Genomic DNA, 15,167 nt, shown 5'->3' on the forward strand with positions numbered 1-15,167 from the left:
AAACGATAGCAAACGATCGTCCGGTTTTGGGCATCCAAATCCCAAAAGCGGACGTTCGCCGTAAGCGCGCTGTAACCGCCCTGAAACCCTGGTCGTCCCCCTCCCGTACGCCCCGCAGACCCACAACACAAAGGATTTCCCACCATGCGTTCGATGAGACTCGTCGCTCTCCTGGCGATTCCGGCGCAACTTGCATTTGCCCAGGCTCCGGCTCGCAGCGAACTGACTCTCGAAGATGCGATCGCCACAGCGCACCGCAACAACCCAAACTACCTGACCACGGAGAACAATCTCCGGAATTCGGTATCGCAGGTTCGGCAGGCGTACTCCGCGCTGTTACCGAGCGCGAATACCAGCTTCTCAACGCGGTACCAGCAGGGCGGCACGCAGTTCGTGCAGGGCGTCGCCATCGGCGGCAGCGGCGACACGTATCAGTCGTCATACCAGCTCGGGCTGAGCTACAACATCAATGGCGCGGTCGCGTTTGCTCCGCGTGCCGCGCGGGCGGGCCGTGACGCGGCGGAAGCCGACATCACGAGCGCGGCGGCCTTGCTGCGCTCGCAGGTGACGACTCAATACATTCAGGCGCTCAAGTCGCAGGCGCAGGCGGATCTGACCGATTCACTGCTCTCGACCGCGACGGGCCAGCTCGATCTCGCGAACGCCAAGATGGCGGTCGGCGCGGCCACGATCGTCGACGTGCGCAACGCGGAAGTCGGCGTCGGCCAGGCGCAGGTCAACCAGGTCATTGCGCACAACAACGCGCAGATCGACAAGGTGCGACTGTTCCAGCTCATGGGCGTGCCGGCGAACCCCGACGCGAAGCTCACCACGACGTTCTCGACGGCGCTGCCGAGCTTCTCGCTCGACTCGCTGCTCGCGCTCGCGCACAAGGTCAATCCGGATCTCGAGGCGGACAAGTCGCGGCAGTACGCGGCGCAGATGAACGTGCGCTCGGCGCAGATGAGCTATCTGCCGTCGCTCTTCGTGAGCACCGGCTGGGGCGGCAACTCGCTCTCGTTCGCGGACGACAATTTTCTGATCAATCAGCGCGCGGCGCAGGCAGCGTCGGGGTTCGCGAGTTGTCTTTCGGCGGACTCGCTGCGGAGCCGGGTCGGCCTGTCATCCTTCAATTGCGGATCGCCGACTCTGACGCAGGCGCAAATTGACCAGATACGTTCGGGGAACAACCAGTTTCCCTTCAAGTTCGATCGGAACCCGATCGGTATCGGCGCGACACTGTCCTTCCCCATCTTCAACAACTACCAGCGGGAAGCGCAGGTCGAGCAGGCGCGCGTACAGCGCGATAACGCGACGTACAGCCTGAGAGCGCGAAACCTTCAGCTTACCACTGACGTAACGAACGCATACCTGACGTTGATCGCCGCGGCGAAAACCGTACAGTTGCAGGAGCAAACCGCGATGAAGGCAGCGCAGGAGCTGGCTGCGGTGCAGGAGCGGTACAAGGTGGGTGCCACGACGTTCCTCGACGTCACCACCTCGCGCGGCCAGTACGAGCAGGCACAGATCGGCCGCGTCAACGCGATCTACGATTATCACACGGCATTCGCCAACCTCGAGCAGGCGGTTGGCAGGCCCCTCCGCTGAGGCTGAGCTAAGACATGGGCAAGAAAGCAAAGTGGGCGATCGGCGTCGTCGCGGTTGCGGGCGTCGCCGTTCTGATCGGCGCGAGCGCGGCCAAGCGCGGCAACAAAGCCACGGAAGTCCGCATCGAGCCGGTACAGAAGCGTGATCTCGTCGCGTCGGTCACGGCGAGCGGGCAGATCAGTCCACACACCAAAGTCGACGTCGCCTCCGATGTCAGCGGCAAGATCACCAAGCTGGCGGTAAAGGAAGGCCAGATGGTCACGGCCGGCCAATTCCTGCTGCAGATCGATCAGGAACAGCCGCAGGCGAACGTGCAGCACGCCGAAGCGGCCGTGGCGTCGAGCCGTGCGCAGCTGGCGCAGGCGAACGCGAATCTCGATCAGTCGAAGAAGACGTACGACCGGTCGGCCGAGATCAAGAAAAAGAACGCACAGCTCATCTCGGATGAGTCGCTCGAGCAGCTCCGGACGGCGGTCGACGTGAACGTGGCGGTGGTCGACGCGGCCAAGCACGCGGTCGATCAGGCCGTTGCGTCGCTCAACGACGCGAAGAGCGCGCTGTCCAAGACGACGATTTATGCGCCGATGTCGGGTCGCGTGACCCGTCTCGTCGTGGAGCAGGGCGAGACCGCGGTTCCGGGCACCTTCAACAAGGACGCGGCGACGCTGCTGACGATCAGCGACATGTCCATGCTCGAGACGCGCGTCAAGGTCGATGAGACGGACGTGGCGCGCATCAAGATCGGCGATTCGGCGCAGGTGCAGGTCGACGCCTTTCCCGACACCACGTTCATCGGCAAGGTCACCAAGATCTCGAACAGCTCGGTGAAGAACGCCGCCTCGACGTCGACCGATCAGGCGGTCGACTACGAAGTGACGATTCAGCTCCTCAACGCGCCGCCCGACACGCGGCCCGACTTCTCGGCCACGGCCAAGGTGATCACGGACCAGCGCAAGAACGTGCTGTCGGTGCCGATCATCGCCCTGACGGTGCGCGAGAACGAGACGCTCAACAAGGGTGATACCGCGGTGGGTCTTGGCAAGGCCAAGCCCGCCAAGGACATCGGCAAGAAGGACGTGGAGGGGGTCTTCGTGGTGGGGGCTGACAACAAAGTGACCTTCCGGCCCGTAAAAGTAGGGATCGCCGGCGAGAAGCACTTTGAGATCCTGAGCGGCCTCAAGGACGGCGAGAAGATCGTCGCCGGCACCTACCAGGCGATTCGCGAACTGAAGGACGGCGCGCTCGTGCGCGAACAGAAGGTCGACGCGAAGAAGCCCACCAGCGGTACCACGGGGAGCAAGTCGTGAGTCATGACACTGTAGAAGCTCCGCTCGGCATGACCGCCGAGCGGCAGGTGGTAGTGAGTCAGCCGGGCGCCGCGCCTGATCCCAAGTGGGTCATCGTGACGCGCGGCATCAAGCGTGAGTACGACATGGGCGGCGAAATCGTGCGCGCGTTGCGCGGCGTCGATCTCGCGATCGCCCGAAACGAATACGTCGCGATCATGGGCCCGTCCGGCTCGGGCAAGTCGACGCTGATGAACATCGTCGGCTGTCTCGATACGCCAAACGCGGGCGAGTACTGGCTGAACGGCCAGGAAGTATCGAAGATGTCCGACGACGCGCTGGCGCGCGTGCGAAACAAGGAGATCGGATTCGTCTTCCAGACGTTCAACCTCCTGCCCCGCGCCACCGCCCTGCATAACGTGGAGCTTCCACTGGTGTATGCCGGCGTCAGTTCCGACGAGCGGAAGCGCCGCGCCAAGGAAGCATTGGCCAAGGTACAACTCGACAATCGCATGGATCACCGGCCGAATGAGTTGTCGGGCGGCCAGCGCCAGCGTGTCGCGATCGCCCGCGCGCTGGTCAACAATCCCTCGATGCTGCTTGCCGACGAACCGACCGGTAACCTCGACTCGCAGACATCCGAGGAAATCATGCGCGTGTTCGAGACCCTCGCGAGCTCCGGTCAGACGGTCGTCATGGTGACGCACGAACCCGACATCGCCGCGCATGCGCGGCGAATCGTCGTGTTGCGCGACGGTCTCATCTCGACCGACGAGCGGCGCGAAGCGTTCACGAGCCGACTCGCGCTGTAACTTCTCGGGGCTTTGGGCGTATGGGCGTGTGAGCGGATGAATCGCCACACGCCCATCCGCTTTTAAGGCCATACGTCCCGACGCCACGACGCCCCACCCGATGTCCCTCTTCCAAGCCCTCGCCATCGCCTGGCAAACCATCCGCGTGCAGAAGCTCAAGAGCTTCTTCACGGTCGTCGGCGTGGTGATCAGCGTGATGTTTCTAATCGGCGTCGTGTCGATCGTGCAGGGGATGAGCAAGTACGTCGAGGACGACTTCGCCGGAAAATTTCTTGGCGTGAACACGTTCAATCTGCGGCGCTATCCCGACATCAACACCGATGTCACCGCGGATGAATGGCGTGCCTGGCAGCGCCGTCCAAAGATCACGATCGAAGACGGCTATGCGGTGCGCGACGCGCTGCCGCCTGACGCGCGCTGGGCAATGCACGATCTCGTGTGGGCGCAGGCCAGTTCGGCGTTCTTCGTTGGCGGTCCGCAAGTCCTTGCCGAAGCGGCCACCGCGGAATTCTTCAAGATCAAGGATCTGGGAATCACCAAGGGCCGAGCGTTCACCGAGCAGGACGACGTCGCGCAATCGCCGGTGATCGTGATCGGCGACGAAGTGGCGTCGCGGTATTTCCCCAATCTGGATCCGATCGGGCGGGAGATTCGCATCAACCACTTCCCGTTCACCGTGATCGGTGTGCTGGAGAAGCAGGGGACGGTGTTCGGCCTCTCGCTCGACCGTCAGGTGATCGCGCCGTTCCACTCCGAGATGTCGCGGCTGACGCATGCGAGGAACAGTCTCTACGGCGTCGTGATCCAGTCGCCGACGCCGGATGCATACAAGCCGCTCGAGGAGTCGGTGCGCGAAGTGATGCGCCGCCGCCACCACCTGCATCCCAGCGAAGCGGACGATTTCGTATTCGAGAGCTCCGAGACCGCGCTCTCGCAGTGGTTCACGATTCGTAAATACCTCGTGCTCGCCGGCATGGTATTGCCCGCGGTGGGATTGATCGTGAGCGCGATCGTGATCATGAACATCATGCTGGTCGCAGTGGCGCAGCGGACGCGCGAGATCGGCATTCGGAAGTCACTCGGCGCGCGGCGGCGCGACATCCTCGCGCAATTCCTGATCGAGTCGGCGACGCTGAGCTGCTTCGGCGCGTTGATCGGCATCGGCGCGGGCATCGGCCTGGCGAAGCTGATCTCCGCCGTGTCGCCACTGCCGGCCGCGGTCGCACCGTGGTCGATCGTACTCGGCGTCGCCATCGGCGCGGGCGTCGGCATCGTATCGGGTGCGTATCCCGCGAGCATCGCGGCGCGGCTCGATCCCATTCTCGCCATGCGGCAGGAGTAGGACGATGCGCATCGGCGCCAAGCTCTATTCGCTCCTCGAGGGGGTGCTCATCGCGTTCGACGCCATGCGCGTCAACAAGGTGCGCACCGGTCTCACCGTCCTTGGCATCGCCGTGGGCGTGTTCGTCGTGACCGTGATGTCGGCCGCGGTGCACGGCATCAACGAAGGGGTGAGCCGAAGCATTGCGGCGGCGGGGCCGACGACGTTCTTCCTCACGCGCTGGCCCGTTGACCTCAACGGCGGCTGCAACGGCTCGGCCGACAGCTGTCCGTGGCGCAACAATCGGCCGCTTACCGTCGAGCAGGCGAAGGCGATCGCCGAGCTCCCTTCGATTCAGGGTGTCACGACGCACATCAGCAGCAACTCGTCGATCAAGTATGCGGATCGCGAGCTGCCATCCGTCTCGATCGACGCCTATTCGCCCGGCTGGATCGACGTGGACGGCGGCGACGTGACCTCGGGCCGAGATTTTACGCCGACCGAAAACGACGCGGGCGCCAACGTGCTTCTCGTCAATCCGAAAATCGTCGAGAAGCTTTTCCTCGGCGAAGATCCCGTCGGCAAGCCGGTGCGCCTCAACGGCAAAGAGTTCGTCGTGATCGGCGTGTATCAACCGCTCGTGAACGCGTTCGACAACGGCAGCAAGGGCAAGCTGTACATGCCGTTCGAGTCGGCCAAGCGTCGCATGGCGGTGAGCACCTGGTGGTTGGACGTGACCGTCAAACCGCGCGACGGGTACCCGCGCGACCAGGCGATGGACGACGTCCTGACCACGCTGCGCAGCATGCGGCATCTGCGTCCGACGCAGCAGAATGACTTCTTCACGTCGACGCCTGAAAAGATCATGCAGATCTACGACCGGGTCGTTGGCGTGTTCTTCCTCGTCATGATCACGCTCTCGGCAATCGGCCTGCTGGTCGGCGGCGTTGGCGTCGTGGCGATCATGATGATCTCCGTCACCGAACGCACGAGCGAGATCGGCGTACGGAAGGCGCTCGGAGCAACGCGCGCGTTGATTTTGTGGCAGTTCCTCGTCGAGGCGGTGACGCTCACGGCCATTGGCGCCTCACTGGGGCTGATTCTCGGCTCGAGCGTGGCGTATTTGATTCGCAGCACCACGCCGATCGCCGCGCAGGTGCCGCCGATGGCGATCGTCGCCGCACTCGGGGCCAGCGCATTCACCGGTGTGTTGTTCGGCATGATCCCGGCGGTGCGCGCCGCGCGGCTCAATCCCGTGGACGCGTTACGGTATGAATAGCCTGTCGTTCCGAGCCGCAGGCGAGGAATCTGGCGTCCCGATAGATAGACGTCCTTCTGACCGTGAAAGCAGATCCCTCGCTTCGCTCGGGATGACACGATGCCGATAATCGAAGCGGTTCGCCTGGCGCTGGCGCAGATTCGCGTGCAGAAGCTCAAAAGCTTCTTCACGCTCACGGGCGTGATGATCGGCGTGATGTTCCTGATCGCCGTCGTGTCGATCGTGGAAGGCATGGGGCGCTACATGGAGGACGATTTCGCGGGCCGCCTTCTGGGCGCGAACACGTTCACGCTGCGCCGCTATCCGTGGTTCGGCAACAACACCACGCGCGAACAATGGATGGAATGGCAGCGCCGTCCGCGCGTGTACACCGCGGACGTGGCGTTCGTGCGCTCCGTGCTGCCGGGTGGTACGCGCTGGGCGGTGGAGAGCCAGGAGCGCGTCACGGCGTCGAGCGCGTACATGCGGCCGCGGTCCGTCGACGCGCATGCGGTCGACGGCGACTACTTCTTCATCAAGAAGTATGACATGTCGTCGGGCCGGGCCATCGCACCGCAGGAGTACGAGCTCGGCTCGACGGTGGTCGTGATCGGCGACGAAGCCGCCAAGTTCTTTTTCCCGAATTTGAACCCGGTCGGCCGCGAGCTGCGCATGGCCGGAATTCCGTATCAGGTCATCGGCGTCATCGCGCATCAGGGTACCTTGTTCGGGCAATCGCTCGATCAGATGGTGATCGCGCCGTTCAATTCCCCGCTCCATCGCGTCACGAATCCGCGCGGCGACATCGACGGGCTGCTGGTCCAGTCGTCGAGTACGATCATGATGAACGACGTCATGGAGAGCGTTCGCGAAGCGCTGCGCGCGCATCGCCACCTGCGCCCCGCGCAACCGGACAACTTCGTCATGGAGACGTCGGAGTCGGCGCTGGCGTTCTTCGAACGCATTCGCGGCATCATGACCATCGTCGGCGCGGCGTTGCCGGGGGTGAGCCTCATCGTGGGCGGCATGGTCATCATGAACATCATGCTGGTGTCCGTCGCAGAGCGCACGCACGAAATCGGCATCCGCAAATCGCTCGGCGCGCGGCGGAAGGACATTCTCCGGCAGTTCCTCATCGAGTCGGCGACACTGAGCACGGTCGGCGCGATGATCGGCATCGTCTTCGGCATCGCCGCCGCGAAGCTCATCGCGTACAAGACACCGCTGCCCGCGGCGGTGGCGCCCTGGTCGATCGTGGTCGCGACGCTGCTTGGGACGGTCGTCGGCATCGTGTCGGGCGTCTACCCCGCACGGCGCGCGTCGCTGCTCGATCCCATCGAAGCACTCCGGCAAGAGACCTGACGCGGCCATGAGACTGTTCGCCAGATTCACCAACGCGCTCGAGGGCGTGGCGATCGCGATCGAGGCGATTCGCTCGAACAAAGGCCGCGCGGCGCTCACGATCATGGGCGTGGCGGTCGGCGTGTTCGTCGTCGTGGCGCTGTCGTCGGTCGTGCGCGGCGTGAACGAATCGTTCGCCCGCGACGTCGCGGCGGCGGGACCGACGTCATTCTTCGTCTATCGCCGCCCGATCAGCGCATTCCGCAACTGCGATCCCAGCGATCCGAATTCGTGCCCCGACCGCCGCAACCCGGCGATCACGGACGGCGAAGCGATCGGCATCAACGCGCTCGAGTCGATCTACGCCGTCACGCAGCACGTGGCCGGCAACGGCGCGTTCAAGTACAAAGATCGCGAACTCAACGCCGGCATCGAGTACTACACGGCGAATTGGACGGACGTGGACGGCGGAGACATCTACCCCGGCCGCAGCTTCACGCAGATGGAGAACACGAATGCGTCCAACGTCGTTGTCGTGAACGACAAGCTCGCCCAGACACTGTTCGGGGACTCCGACCCGCTCGACAAGGTCATCTCGATCGACGGGCATCAGTTCACCGTCATCGGTCTGTATCACTACACGGCGAGCCCGATGGGAACGCCCACGTCCGCGGGCGGCGGTGACTCGCCGAAGGCGATCGTCCCGCTCGAGACCGGTCGCCGGAAAATGAATCTCTGGGTGCGCGGCAACAATCTCATCGTGAAGCCCCGCGACGGAGTCGCCGTCAACGATGCCGTGGACGACGTGACGGCGTACCTGCGCGGACGGCGCGGCCTTCGTCCGGCCGACATGACGAACTTCGCGATCGTGACGCAGGACAAGCTGATGGACACCTACAATCAGCTCTTCGGCACGTTCTTCGTCGTCGGCATCGCACTCTCGTCGGTGGGATTGCTCGTCGGCGGCGTGGGTGTCATCGCGATCATGATGATCTCGGTCACGGAGCGCACGCGCGAGATCGGCGTTCGCAAAGCGCTCGGCGCGACGCGCGGAACGATCCTCTGGCAGTTTCTCGTCGAGGCGGTGACGCTCACCGGCTTCGGCGCGGCACTCGGCCTCGTGCTGGGAGTGCTCACGACCCTCCTGGTGCGCACCGCATGGCCGTCGATTCCCGCTTCGACACCGATGTCGTCGGTCGTGTCGTCGCTCGCCGCAAGCGCGGTGACGGGCGTCTTGTTCGGGATGTTGCCCGCGATACGAGCCGCGCGCCTCGATCCGGTGGCCGCACTCAGGCACGAATAGCATTCGTGCTGTCATCCTGAGCGCGCAGCGCGAAAGGATCTCATCCCCTTCCTGACATCGGGTGCATCCGAGCGGATGAGATCCTTCGCTTCGCTCAGGATGACAAACGTCGTTCTCCACCTCGGACGACGTTAGATTTGCGCCCATGACCGTCGATCTGTTGGCGATCTTCGCGCACCGCGACGACGCAGAATTGAATTGCGGCGGCACGCTCGCCAAGGCCGCACGGCAGGGACATCGCACCGGCATTCTCGACTTGACGCAAGGCGAGATGGGCACACGCGGCACCGCGGAGATTCGCGCCGCCGAAGCCGGCCAGGCGGCTCGAACGCTTGGCGTGAGTGTGCGCGAGAATCTGGAGCTGCCCGACGCCGGCATCCTGAACGACCCGCGCACACGCGAGACGCTGGCGCGCGTCATTCGCCGGCTCGCGCCACGTGTCGTGATTGCGCCCGCGCTCGAAGGACGGCATCCCGATCATCGCGTCACGGCGCAGCTCGTCCGCGACGCATGCTTCGTATCCGGTCTGGCGAAAGTTGCGCCGGACGTGCCGAAGCATCGCCCGGTGAAGATTCTGCACTGCCTCACGTATCGCCAGGATTTCATCCGCCCGAGCTTCGTGGTGGACATTTCCGCCGACTTCGACGCCAAGCTGGCCGCGATCCGCTGCTACGCATCCCAGTTCGAGGGCGCGATCCAGGCCGGCGAGGTCTACCCGAACGGCGAGCCGCTCGAGGACATCGTGCGCCATCACGCGGCCTATTACGGAACGCTCATTAGAAAACAATATGGCGAGCCGTTCTACACCACCGAGCTGGTGGAGGTGGACGACGTCGTCGCCATGGAGGTCGCGACCTTTTGAGCGGCGAGACAAACGACATCACCTACGGGTCATATCTCGCGCTCGATGAGCTGCTGTCGTTGCAGCGGCCGCAGTCCGAGCCGGAGCATCCCGACGAGCTGCTGTTCATCGTCGTGCATCAGGCCAGCGAGCTGTGGTTCAAGGCGATCCTTCACGACCTGGAGGGACTCGTCGCATCGCTCGAGCGCAACGATGCCGGGCAAGCGCTGTGGCGGCTGCAGCGCATCAACGCGCTCATGCGCATCGTGTCATCGCAACTCTCGTCCCTCGAGACGCTGCCGCCCCAGCACTTCGCGCAATTCCGCACCTACCTCGGCAGCTCGAGCGGATCGCAAAGCGTGCAATTCCGCGCGATCGAAGCGGCGTCCGGCTTGCGCGACGAGCACTTCATGCGCGCGCTCGAGGAACATGGCGACATTCCGGAATTGGTGCGCCGCTGGCTCGACCGACCGACGCTCCAGGATCTCTTTCTGCGCCTGCTGAGCTCAGCGAACGTGAAGATGGAGGACCTCTATCTCGGTCCCGGACCGAGCCTCCTCTTCTTCGTCGCCGAGCAATTGCTCGAGTACGAGCAGCAGTTCGGGCAGTGGCGATTCAAGCACGTGCAGCTCGTGGAGCGGGTGATCGGACCGCAGACGGGGGGCACCGGCGGAACGCTCGGATCGCGCTACCTCATGCGAACCATCGACCAGAAGTTCTTTCCCACGCTCTGGGAGGTCAGGAGCAAGTTCTTCGGGCACAAGCGCGCGTAGACCTTATATTTCACGCTATGTCCAGCGCCCCCATCTACTTGGATCACGCCGCCACGACGCCGGTGCGACCCGAGGTCCTCGAGGCGATGATGCCGTTCTTCGGGCCGCGCTTCGGGAACCCGTCCAGCATGCACCGCTGGGGCCGCGACGCTCGGACGGCGCTCGACGAGGCCCGCGAGCGCGTGGCCCACTGCTTTGGCGCCACGGCAGACGAGATCTGCTTCACATCCGGCGGGACCGAAGCCGATAACATCGCCATTCTCGGCGCCTGGCGTGCGCTGCGCCGGCCCGGACGCGAAGCCGTCGTCACTTCGCCGATCGAACACAAGGCCGTGCTCGCCTCCGCTCATCAGGTCGCGCACGAAGGCGGCGTCGAGCGCGTTGCCCCCGTGACACGCGACGGCGTCGTGGACGTCGATGTATTCCGCGACGCGCTTCGCGATGACACGGTGATCGCATCCGTGATGTGGGTGAACAACGAGATCGGGACCATTCAGCCGATCGCCGAGCTCGCGGCCCACGCGAAGAGCGCCGGTGCCCTGTTTCACACCGACGCCGTGCAGGCGTTCGGGAAAATCGCCATCGACGTCAAGAAGGCCCCTGTCGACGTGCTCTCGGTCTCCGGCCACAAGATTGGCGCGCCCAAGGGCGTCGGCGCCGTCTTCATTCGGCGCGGTACCGTAATCGAGCCGCTGTTCCATGGTGGCGCACAGGATCGCGGTCGTCGTCCGGGCACCGAGAATGTCGCGTTCGTGATCGGATTCGCGCGCGCCGCGGAGCTCGCGGTGGCCGAGCGTGAAGAGGAATGGAAAAAGCTCGAGTCCATGCGCACGACGCTCGAGCAGGCGATCCTCGCGCGTGTTCCCGACGCCGTGATTCACGGTCGCGGCGCACCGCACCGTGCGCCGCATATCCTGAACGTGTCGGTACCAGGCACGGACAGCGAGTCGATGCTCATGGCCCTCGACCTGCGCGGCATCGGCTGCTCGGCGGGTTCAGCCTGTCAGAGCGGGAGCGTATCGCCGTCGCACGTGCTGAGCGCGATCGGCGTCGCCCCAGAGCTCGCGTCGTCGGCGATTCGCATGAGCATCGGCTGTCTGACGACCAACGGCTGCATCGAGCGCGTGGCAGAGGTATTTCCCGCGCTCGTGCAGAAGGCGCGCGGCATGACGAACGCCAACGCGCACGCCGCGGACTGAGCACGGCGAGATGAGCGGCACGAAGGAGCGGGTGCTCGTCGCGATGTCCGGCGGCGTCGACTCATCGGTCGCCGCGGCGATGCTCGTCGAGCAGGGGTACGACGTCGTCGGCGCGACGATGAAGCTCTTCTGCCACGACGGCGATCTGCCCGATCGGCCCTGCTGCTCCCTCGACTCGGTGAACGACGCGCGCCGCGTGTGCCAGCAGCTCGGCGTTCCGCACTACGTGCTGAATCTCGAGAGCGCTTTCGGCCGCGACGTCGTCGACAATTTCGTGCAGGAGTACGCGAGCGGCCGCACGCCCATCCCCTGCGTCCGCTGCAACACCTTCACGAAGTTTAGAGATCTCTTACTGAAGGCGGATGCAATCGACGCGCCATGGATCGCCACCGGCCATTACGCGCGCACGATCGACGGCGAGCTGTATCGCGGCGTCGATCACGGAAAGGATCAGACGTACTTCCTGTGGGGCATCGACCGCGGCGTGCTGCGCCGCATGCTGCTGCCGGTCGGCGCGCAGACCAAGGCCGAGACGCGCGCTGTGGCGCACCGGCTCGGGCTCGAAGTGATCGCCGAGAAGGCGGAGAGCCAGGACATTTGCTTCGTGCCGGATGGTGATCACACCAAGATCATTCGCCAGCGGCTCGGCGCGGATGCGCCGGCGCTCGCGCCAGGCACATTCGTGCTCGCGAACGGCACAATCGTCGGCGAACACCAGGGTTACGCGCGCTTCACGATCGGCCAGCGGCGCGGCCTGCCCGGTGGGTTCCGCGAACCGATGTTCGTGGTCGCCATTCGCCCCGACGACCGCGCCGTCGTCATCGGCCCGCGCGAGGAGTTGCTCGGGCGCGGTGTCGTGGCGCGCGAGGTCAACTGGCTCGTCGACACACCTCCGGTCGGCGCGCACGTCGAGATCCAGGTGCGGCATCGCGCCCCGCCGGCGCGCGCCGAGGTCATTCGTTTAGAGAATGATGAAATCGAGCTGGCGCTCGACGAGCCGGTCGCCGCGATCACGCCCGGCCAGTCGCTCGTGATCTACGACGGGGAGCGCGTGCTGGGCGGCGGATTCATCGAGCGCGCCAGCGGCCAGCGGTCGCCGCTGCCGGTGCGCGCGGCGTAACACGAGGTAACGCGACGCAATGCGGCGTAACGCGGCGTAACGCCGCGCGACGCTATCGCGGCTGTACTCGATCGGCCGCCACACGCGACTTGCGCGCCGCGACGAGCGAGTCGAACTCGGCCTGTTCGAGATAGGTGACGTCGATCCAGTTGTGCGCCATCTCGTCGACGGTACGATCACCCCACCCCACCCACTGATTCGGGTCGGGGTTATTGGGGTTGCTCGCCGTGTTGTCGTGCCACGCCGTGAACGCGAGGGTCGTTCCCTTCGGCAGCAGCGGCGCCGCGTCGTCGGCGTAGATGTAGTTGACGTGCCAATTCCATTGAAAGTTCTTCACCGCGCTCAGGACTTCCTTCCGGCCGTCCGGGTAGATGGCCTCGAGCGACATCGCGGTGCCGCGCATGTGCATGTGCGGCTGGAAGTTCTCGAGCCGCGCGGGGGCCTGCAGCACGTAGAAGTTCTGCGTTACAGTTTTCTCATTGGGCGGAATGTCGAGCTCGGACTCGCGCGCGACGTTGAACATCGTGAGCACGGTGCGATGCTTCGGCACGAAGCCTTTGGGGTAGAAGTACACGGCCAGCTCGACCTGGCTGTCCTTGAATTCCTGACCGTTCGCGTGATAGTGGACCTCCCAACGAATACGCGAGCCCGGGAGCATCAACTTCCCAGCGTCCGGTGCGTAGACCTGCCCCGTTTTGCCGACAGCCCATTCCATGAACAGCCCGGCGTTCGCCTGATGGTCGTGCGCCGTGCTGGCGAGGCCGGTCACCTGCGGCTCGTCCTGGAGCAGGTAGGCGAGCACGTGATGGACGACCTTGCGATCCTGCGGATGAACGGGCTTGACCTCGATCGCCCGCACCCAGCGCGGTTCGGTAACGCCGGTTTCGACGGTCGGGCGATACCACTTGTCCTGGGTGTGCGCGGCGAGCGTGTACGGGGTGGAGCGGATGACCAGATCGGGCTGGGTGCCGAGGCGGTCGGCCAGTTGCCAGCGATTGGGATCGGCGAAGTGCCGCGGCGGCGGCTCGTCGGCCGGGTTGCCGCGCGGCATGCTGTCGTCCACCCAGTTCACGATCGTCGCGATCTGGTCGTCGGTCAGGCTGCGGTCGTTTTTGAATTCTTGAATACCAACACTCTTATCGATGTGCCAGGGCGGCATCAAGCGGTTGGCCACCTTCTGCCTGATCTGCGGCCCGTATTCGGCCGCATCGTCGTACGTCAGGAGCGGCATCGGCGCGATCGACCCGGGCTGATGACATTCCTGGCACTTCTGCTGGAGGATCGGGGCCACGTCCTTGGCGTAGGTGACGACCCGGTGCGTGCGCGCCGCGGCCGGCGTCGGACGATACACCGCCAACGGAACGACTATCGCGACGACCGCGATGCCGGCGACACTCGTGACGAAGCGTACGTAGCGTTTCATGGAGTCACCCTCACGTTGACGAACGCGTTCGTCCAGCAACACTGCGCGTGCCCCGCCGTCGCGACGTCGGAGTCATTGGCGCGCACGCGGATGATATAGTCGCCCGGCCGGCTGAACGTGGCCGTGGTACTCGTGGTACCGCCCTTCGGCGTCAGACGCGCCACGGGCGTTCCGAATGTCACCGCGGCCGGACCCTGATGCGTGAACCAGGTGAGCACGACGGGCGAACCGCCGCGCGCCGTCGTGCCGGCGCCGTCATCCTTCGCGACGACGCCGATCGAAATCGGCTTCCCCACGCTCGCCGTTCGCTCCGCCGTGCTGCCGCCAGGCCCGCGCGCCTCGGCGCCACCTTCGCCGAACGTCAACACCGGCGGCGTGTTGTTGGAGCCAGCCTCGCCTTCGAGGGCGTCGATCTGCCACTCTTCTCGCAAGCTGCCGGGAATCGAGAACGTCTTGCCGCGCACCTTCAACGTCCACACCACTTTTTGCTTGTCGCCGAAGTCCGCCGGGACACGCACCGCGAACACACCCCAGTGACGCCGCGGATAGAAGTACGTCGGCTGTCCCTGATTCGCCTCGCCCGGCGAGATGAAGTTCTCCGGACCCACCGGGATGTTCAGCACCTCGTTCGTATTGCGGTTGAAGTAGCCGAACGAAAGGCTGTAGGTGCCGTCAGCGTTGCGATACCAACCCTCGAAGGCCGGCGTCGCCGTTTGCCCGGACGGCGCGACCGGCGCGAGGGGTGTCTGCGCGGCGAGCGCGGCGGTGCAAGAGACGGTGAACGCGAAGGACAGGACCGCGGCAAAACGCATCCAACCTCCGAACAGGCGTCGGGTTGACCAAGAACTTGCGCCGTTCGCGTCTCCGGGGGCAAGGGCGCCC

General features: G+C 64.8%; 13 protein-coding genes. 11 read left to right on the forward strand and 2 right to left on the reverse strand.

Features of this window, described 5'->3' with window-relative positions; genetic code table 11:
* Positions 1 to 144: 144 nt before the first annotated feature.
* From VN706_00155 to mnmA, 11 genes are all read left to right on the forward strand, one after another.
* Positions 145 to 1,608 (forward strand): TolC family protein, encoded by a 1,464-nt coding sequence (locus tag VN706_00155; protein ID HXT14007.1) that lies wholly within the window; start codon positions 145 to 147, stop codon positions 1,606 to 1,608.
* Between the two features lie 14 nt (positions 1,609 to 1,622).
* Positions 1,623 to 2,915 (forward strand): efflux RND transporter periplasmic adaptor subunit, encoded by a 1,293-nt coding sequence (locus tag VN706_00160; GenBank protein HXT14008.1) that lies wholly within the window; start codon positions 1,623 to 1,625, stop codon positions 2,913 to 2,915.
* A complete protein-coding gene (locus VN706_00165; protein HXT14009.1) occupies positions 2,912 to 3,706 on the forward strand; it encodes an ABC transporter ATP-binding protein in 795 nt (264 codons plus the stop codon). The genes VN706_00160 and VN706_00165 overlap by 4 nt, the downstream gene beginning before the upstream one ends.
* 100 nt (positions 3,707 to 3,806) lie before the next feature.
* Entirely contained in the window at positions 3,807 to 5,048 is a 1,242-nt protein-coding gene (locus VN706_00170) for an ABC transporter permease (GenBank protein HXT14010.1), read from the forward strand.
* A 4-nt stretch (positions 5,049 to 5,052) separates the two neighbouring features.
* On the forward strand, positions 5,053 to 6,306 hold the full coding sequence (locus tag VN706_00175) for an ABC transporter permease (GenBank protein HXT14011.1): 1,254 nt from the start codon (positions 5,053 to 5,055) through the stop codon (positions 6,304 to 6,306).
* Positions 6,307 to 6,405: 99 nt separating this feature from the next.
* A complete protein-coding gene (locus VN706_00180; GenBank protein ID HXT14012.1) occupies positions 6,406 to 7,647 on the forward strand; it encodes an ABC transporter permease in 1,242 nt (413 codons plus the stop codon).
* 7 nt (positions 7,648 to 7,654) lie between these two features.
* Positions 7,655 to 8,929, forward strand: coding sequence for an ABC transporter permease (locus VN706_00185; protein ID HXT14013.1), 1,275 nt, complete (start codon positions 7,655 to 7,657; stop codon positions 8,927 to 8,929).
* Between the two features lie 145 nt (positions 8,930 to 9,074).
* Complete coding sequence (gene bshB1 / locus VN706_00190) at positions 9,075 to 9,791, forward strand: bacillithiol biosynthesis deacetylase BshB1 (protein ID HXT14014.1); 717 nt, start codon at positions 9,075 to 9,077, stop codon at positions 9,789 to 9,791.
* Entirely contained in the window at positions 9,788 to 10,543 is a 756-nt protein-coding gene (locus tag VN706_00195) for a tryptophan 2,3-dioxygenase family protein (GenBank protein ID HXT14015.1), read from the forward strand. Before bshB1 ends, VN706_00195 begins: the two co-directional genes overlap by 4 nt.
* Before the next feature lie 17 nt (positions 10,544 to 10,560).
* Entirely contained in the window at positions 10,561 to 11,742 is a 1,182-nt protein-coding gene (locus VN706_00200; GenBank protein HXT14016.1) for a cysteine desulfurase family protein, read from the forward strand.
* Positions 11,743 to 11,752: 10 nt separating this feature from the next.
* Positions 11,753 to 12,862 carry a tRNA 2-thiouridine(34) synthase MnmA gene (gene mnmA / locus VN706_00205; GenBank protein HXT14017.1) on the forward strand — a complete coding sequence of 370 codons (1,110 nt, stop codon included), beginning with the start codon at positions 11,753 to 11,755 and terminating at the stop codon, positions 12,860 to 12,862.
* 52 nt (positions 12,863 to 12,914) lie between these two features.
* On the opposite strand, the gene VN706_00210 is transcribed toward mnmA, so the two are convergent.
* Together VN706_00210 and VN706_00215 are read right to left on the reverse strand one after the other, a co-directional pair.
* Positions 12,915 to 14,285, reverse strand: a complete 1,371-nt coding sequence (locus VN706_00210; GenBank protein ID HXT14018.1) for a cytochrome c — start codon at positions 14,283 to 14,285, stop codon at positions 12,915 to 12,917.
* The gene (locus tag VN706_00215; protein ID HXT14019.1) at positions 14,282 to 15,097 is read right to left on the reverse strand and encodes a hypothetical protein; all 816 of its coding nucleotides are present in this window, start codon (positions 15,095 to 15,097) and stop codon (positions 14,282 to 14,284) included. The genes VN706_00210 and VN706_00215 overlap by 4 nt, the downstream gene beginning before the upstream one ends.
* Positions 15,098 to 15,167 lie beyond the last annotated feature (70 nt).

The organism is Gemmatimonadaceae bacterium (assembly GCA_035606695.1).
Taxonomy (GTDB): Bacteria; Gemmatimonadota; Gemmatimonadetes; order Gemmatimonadales; family Gemmatimonadaceae; genus JAQBQB01.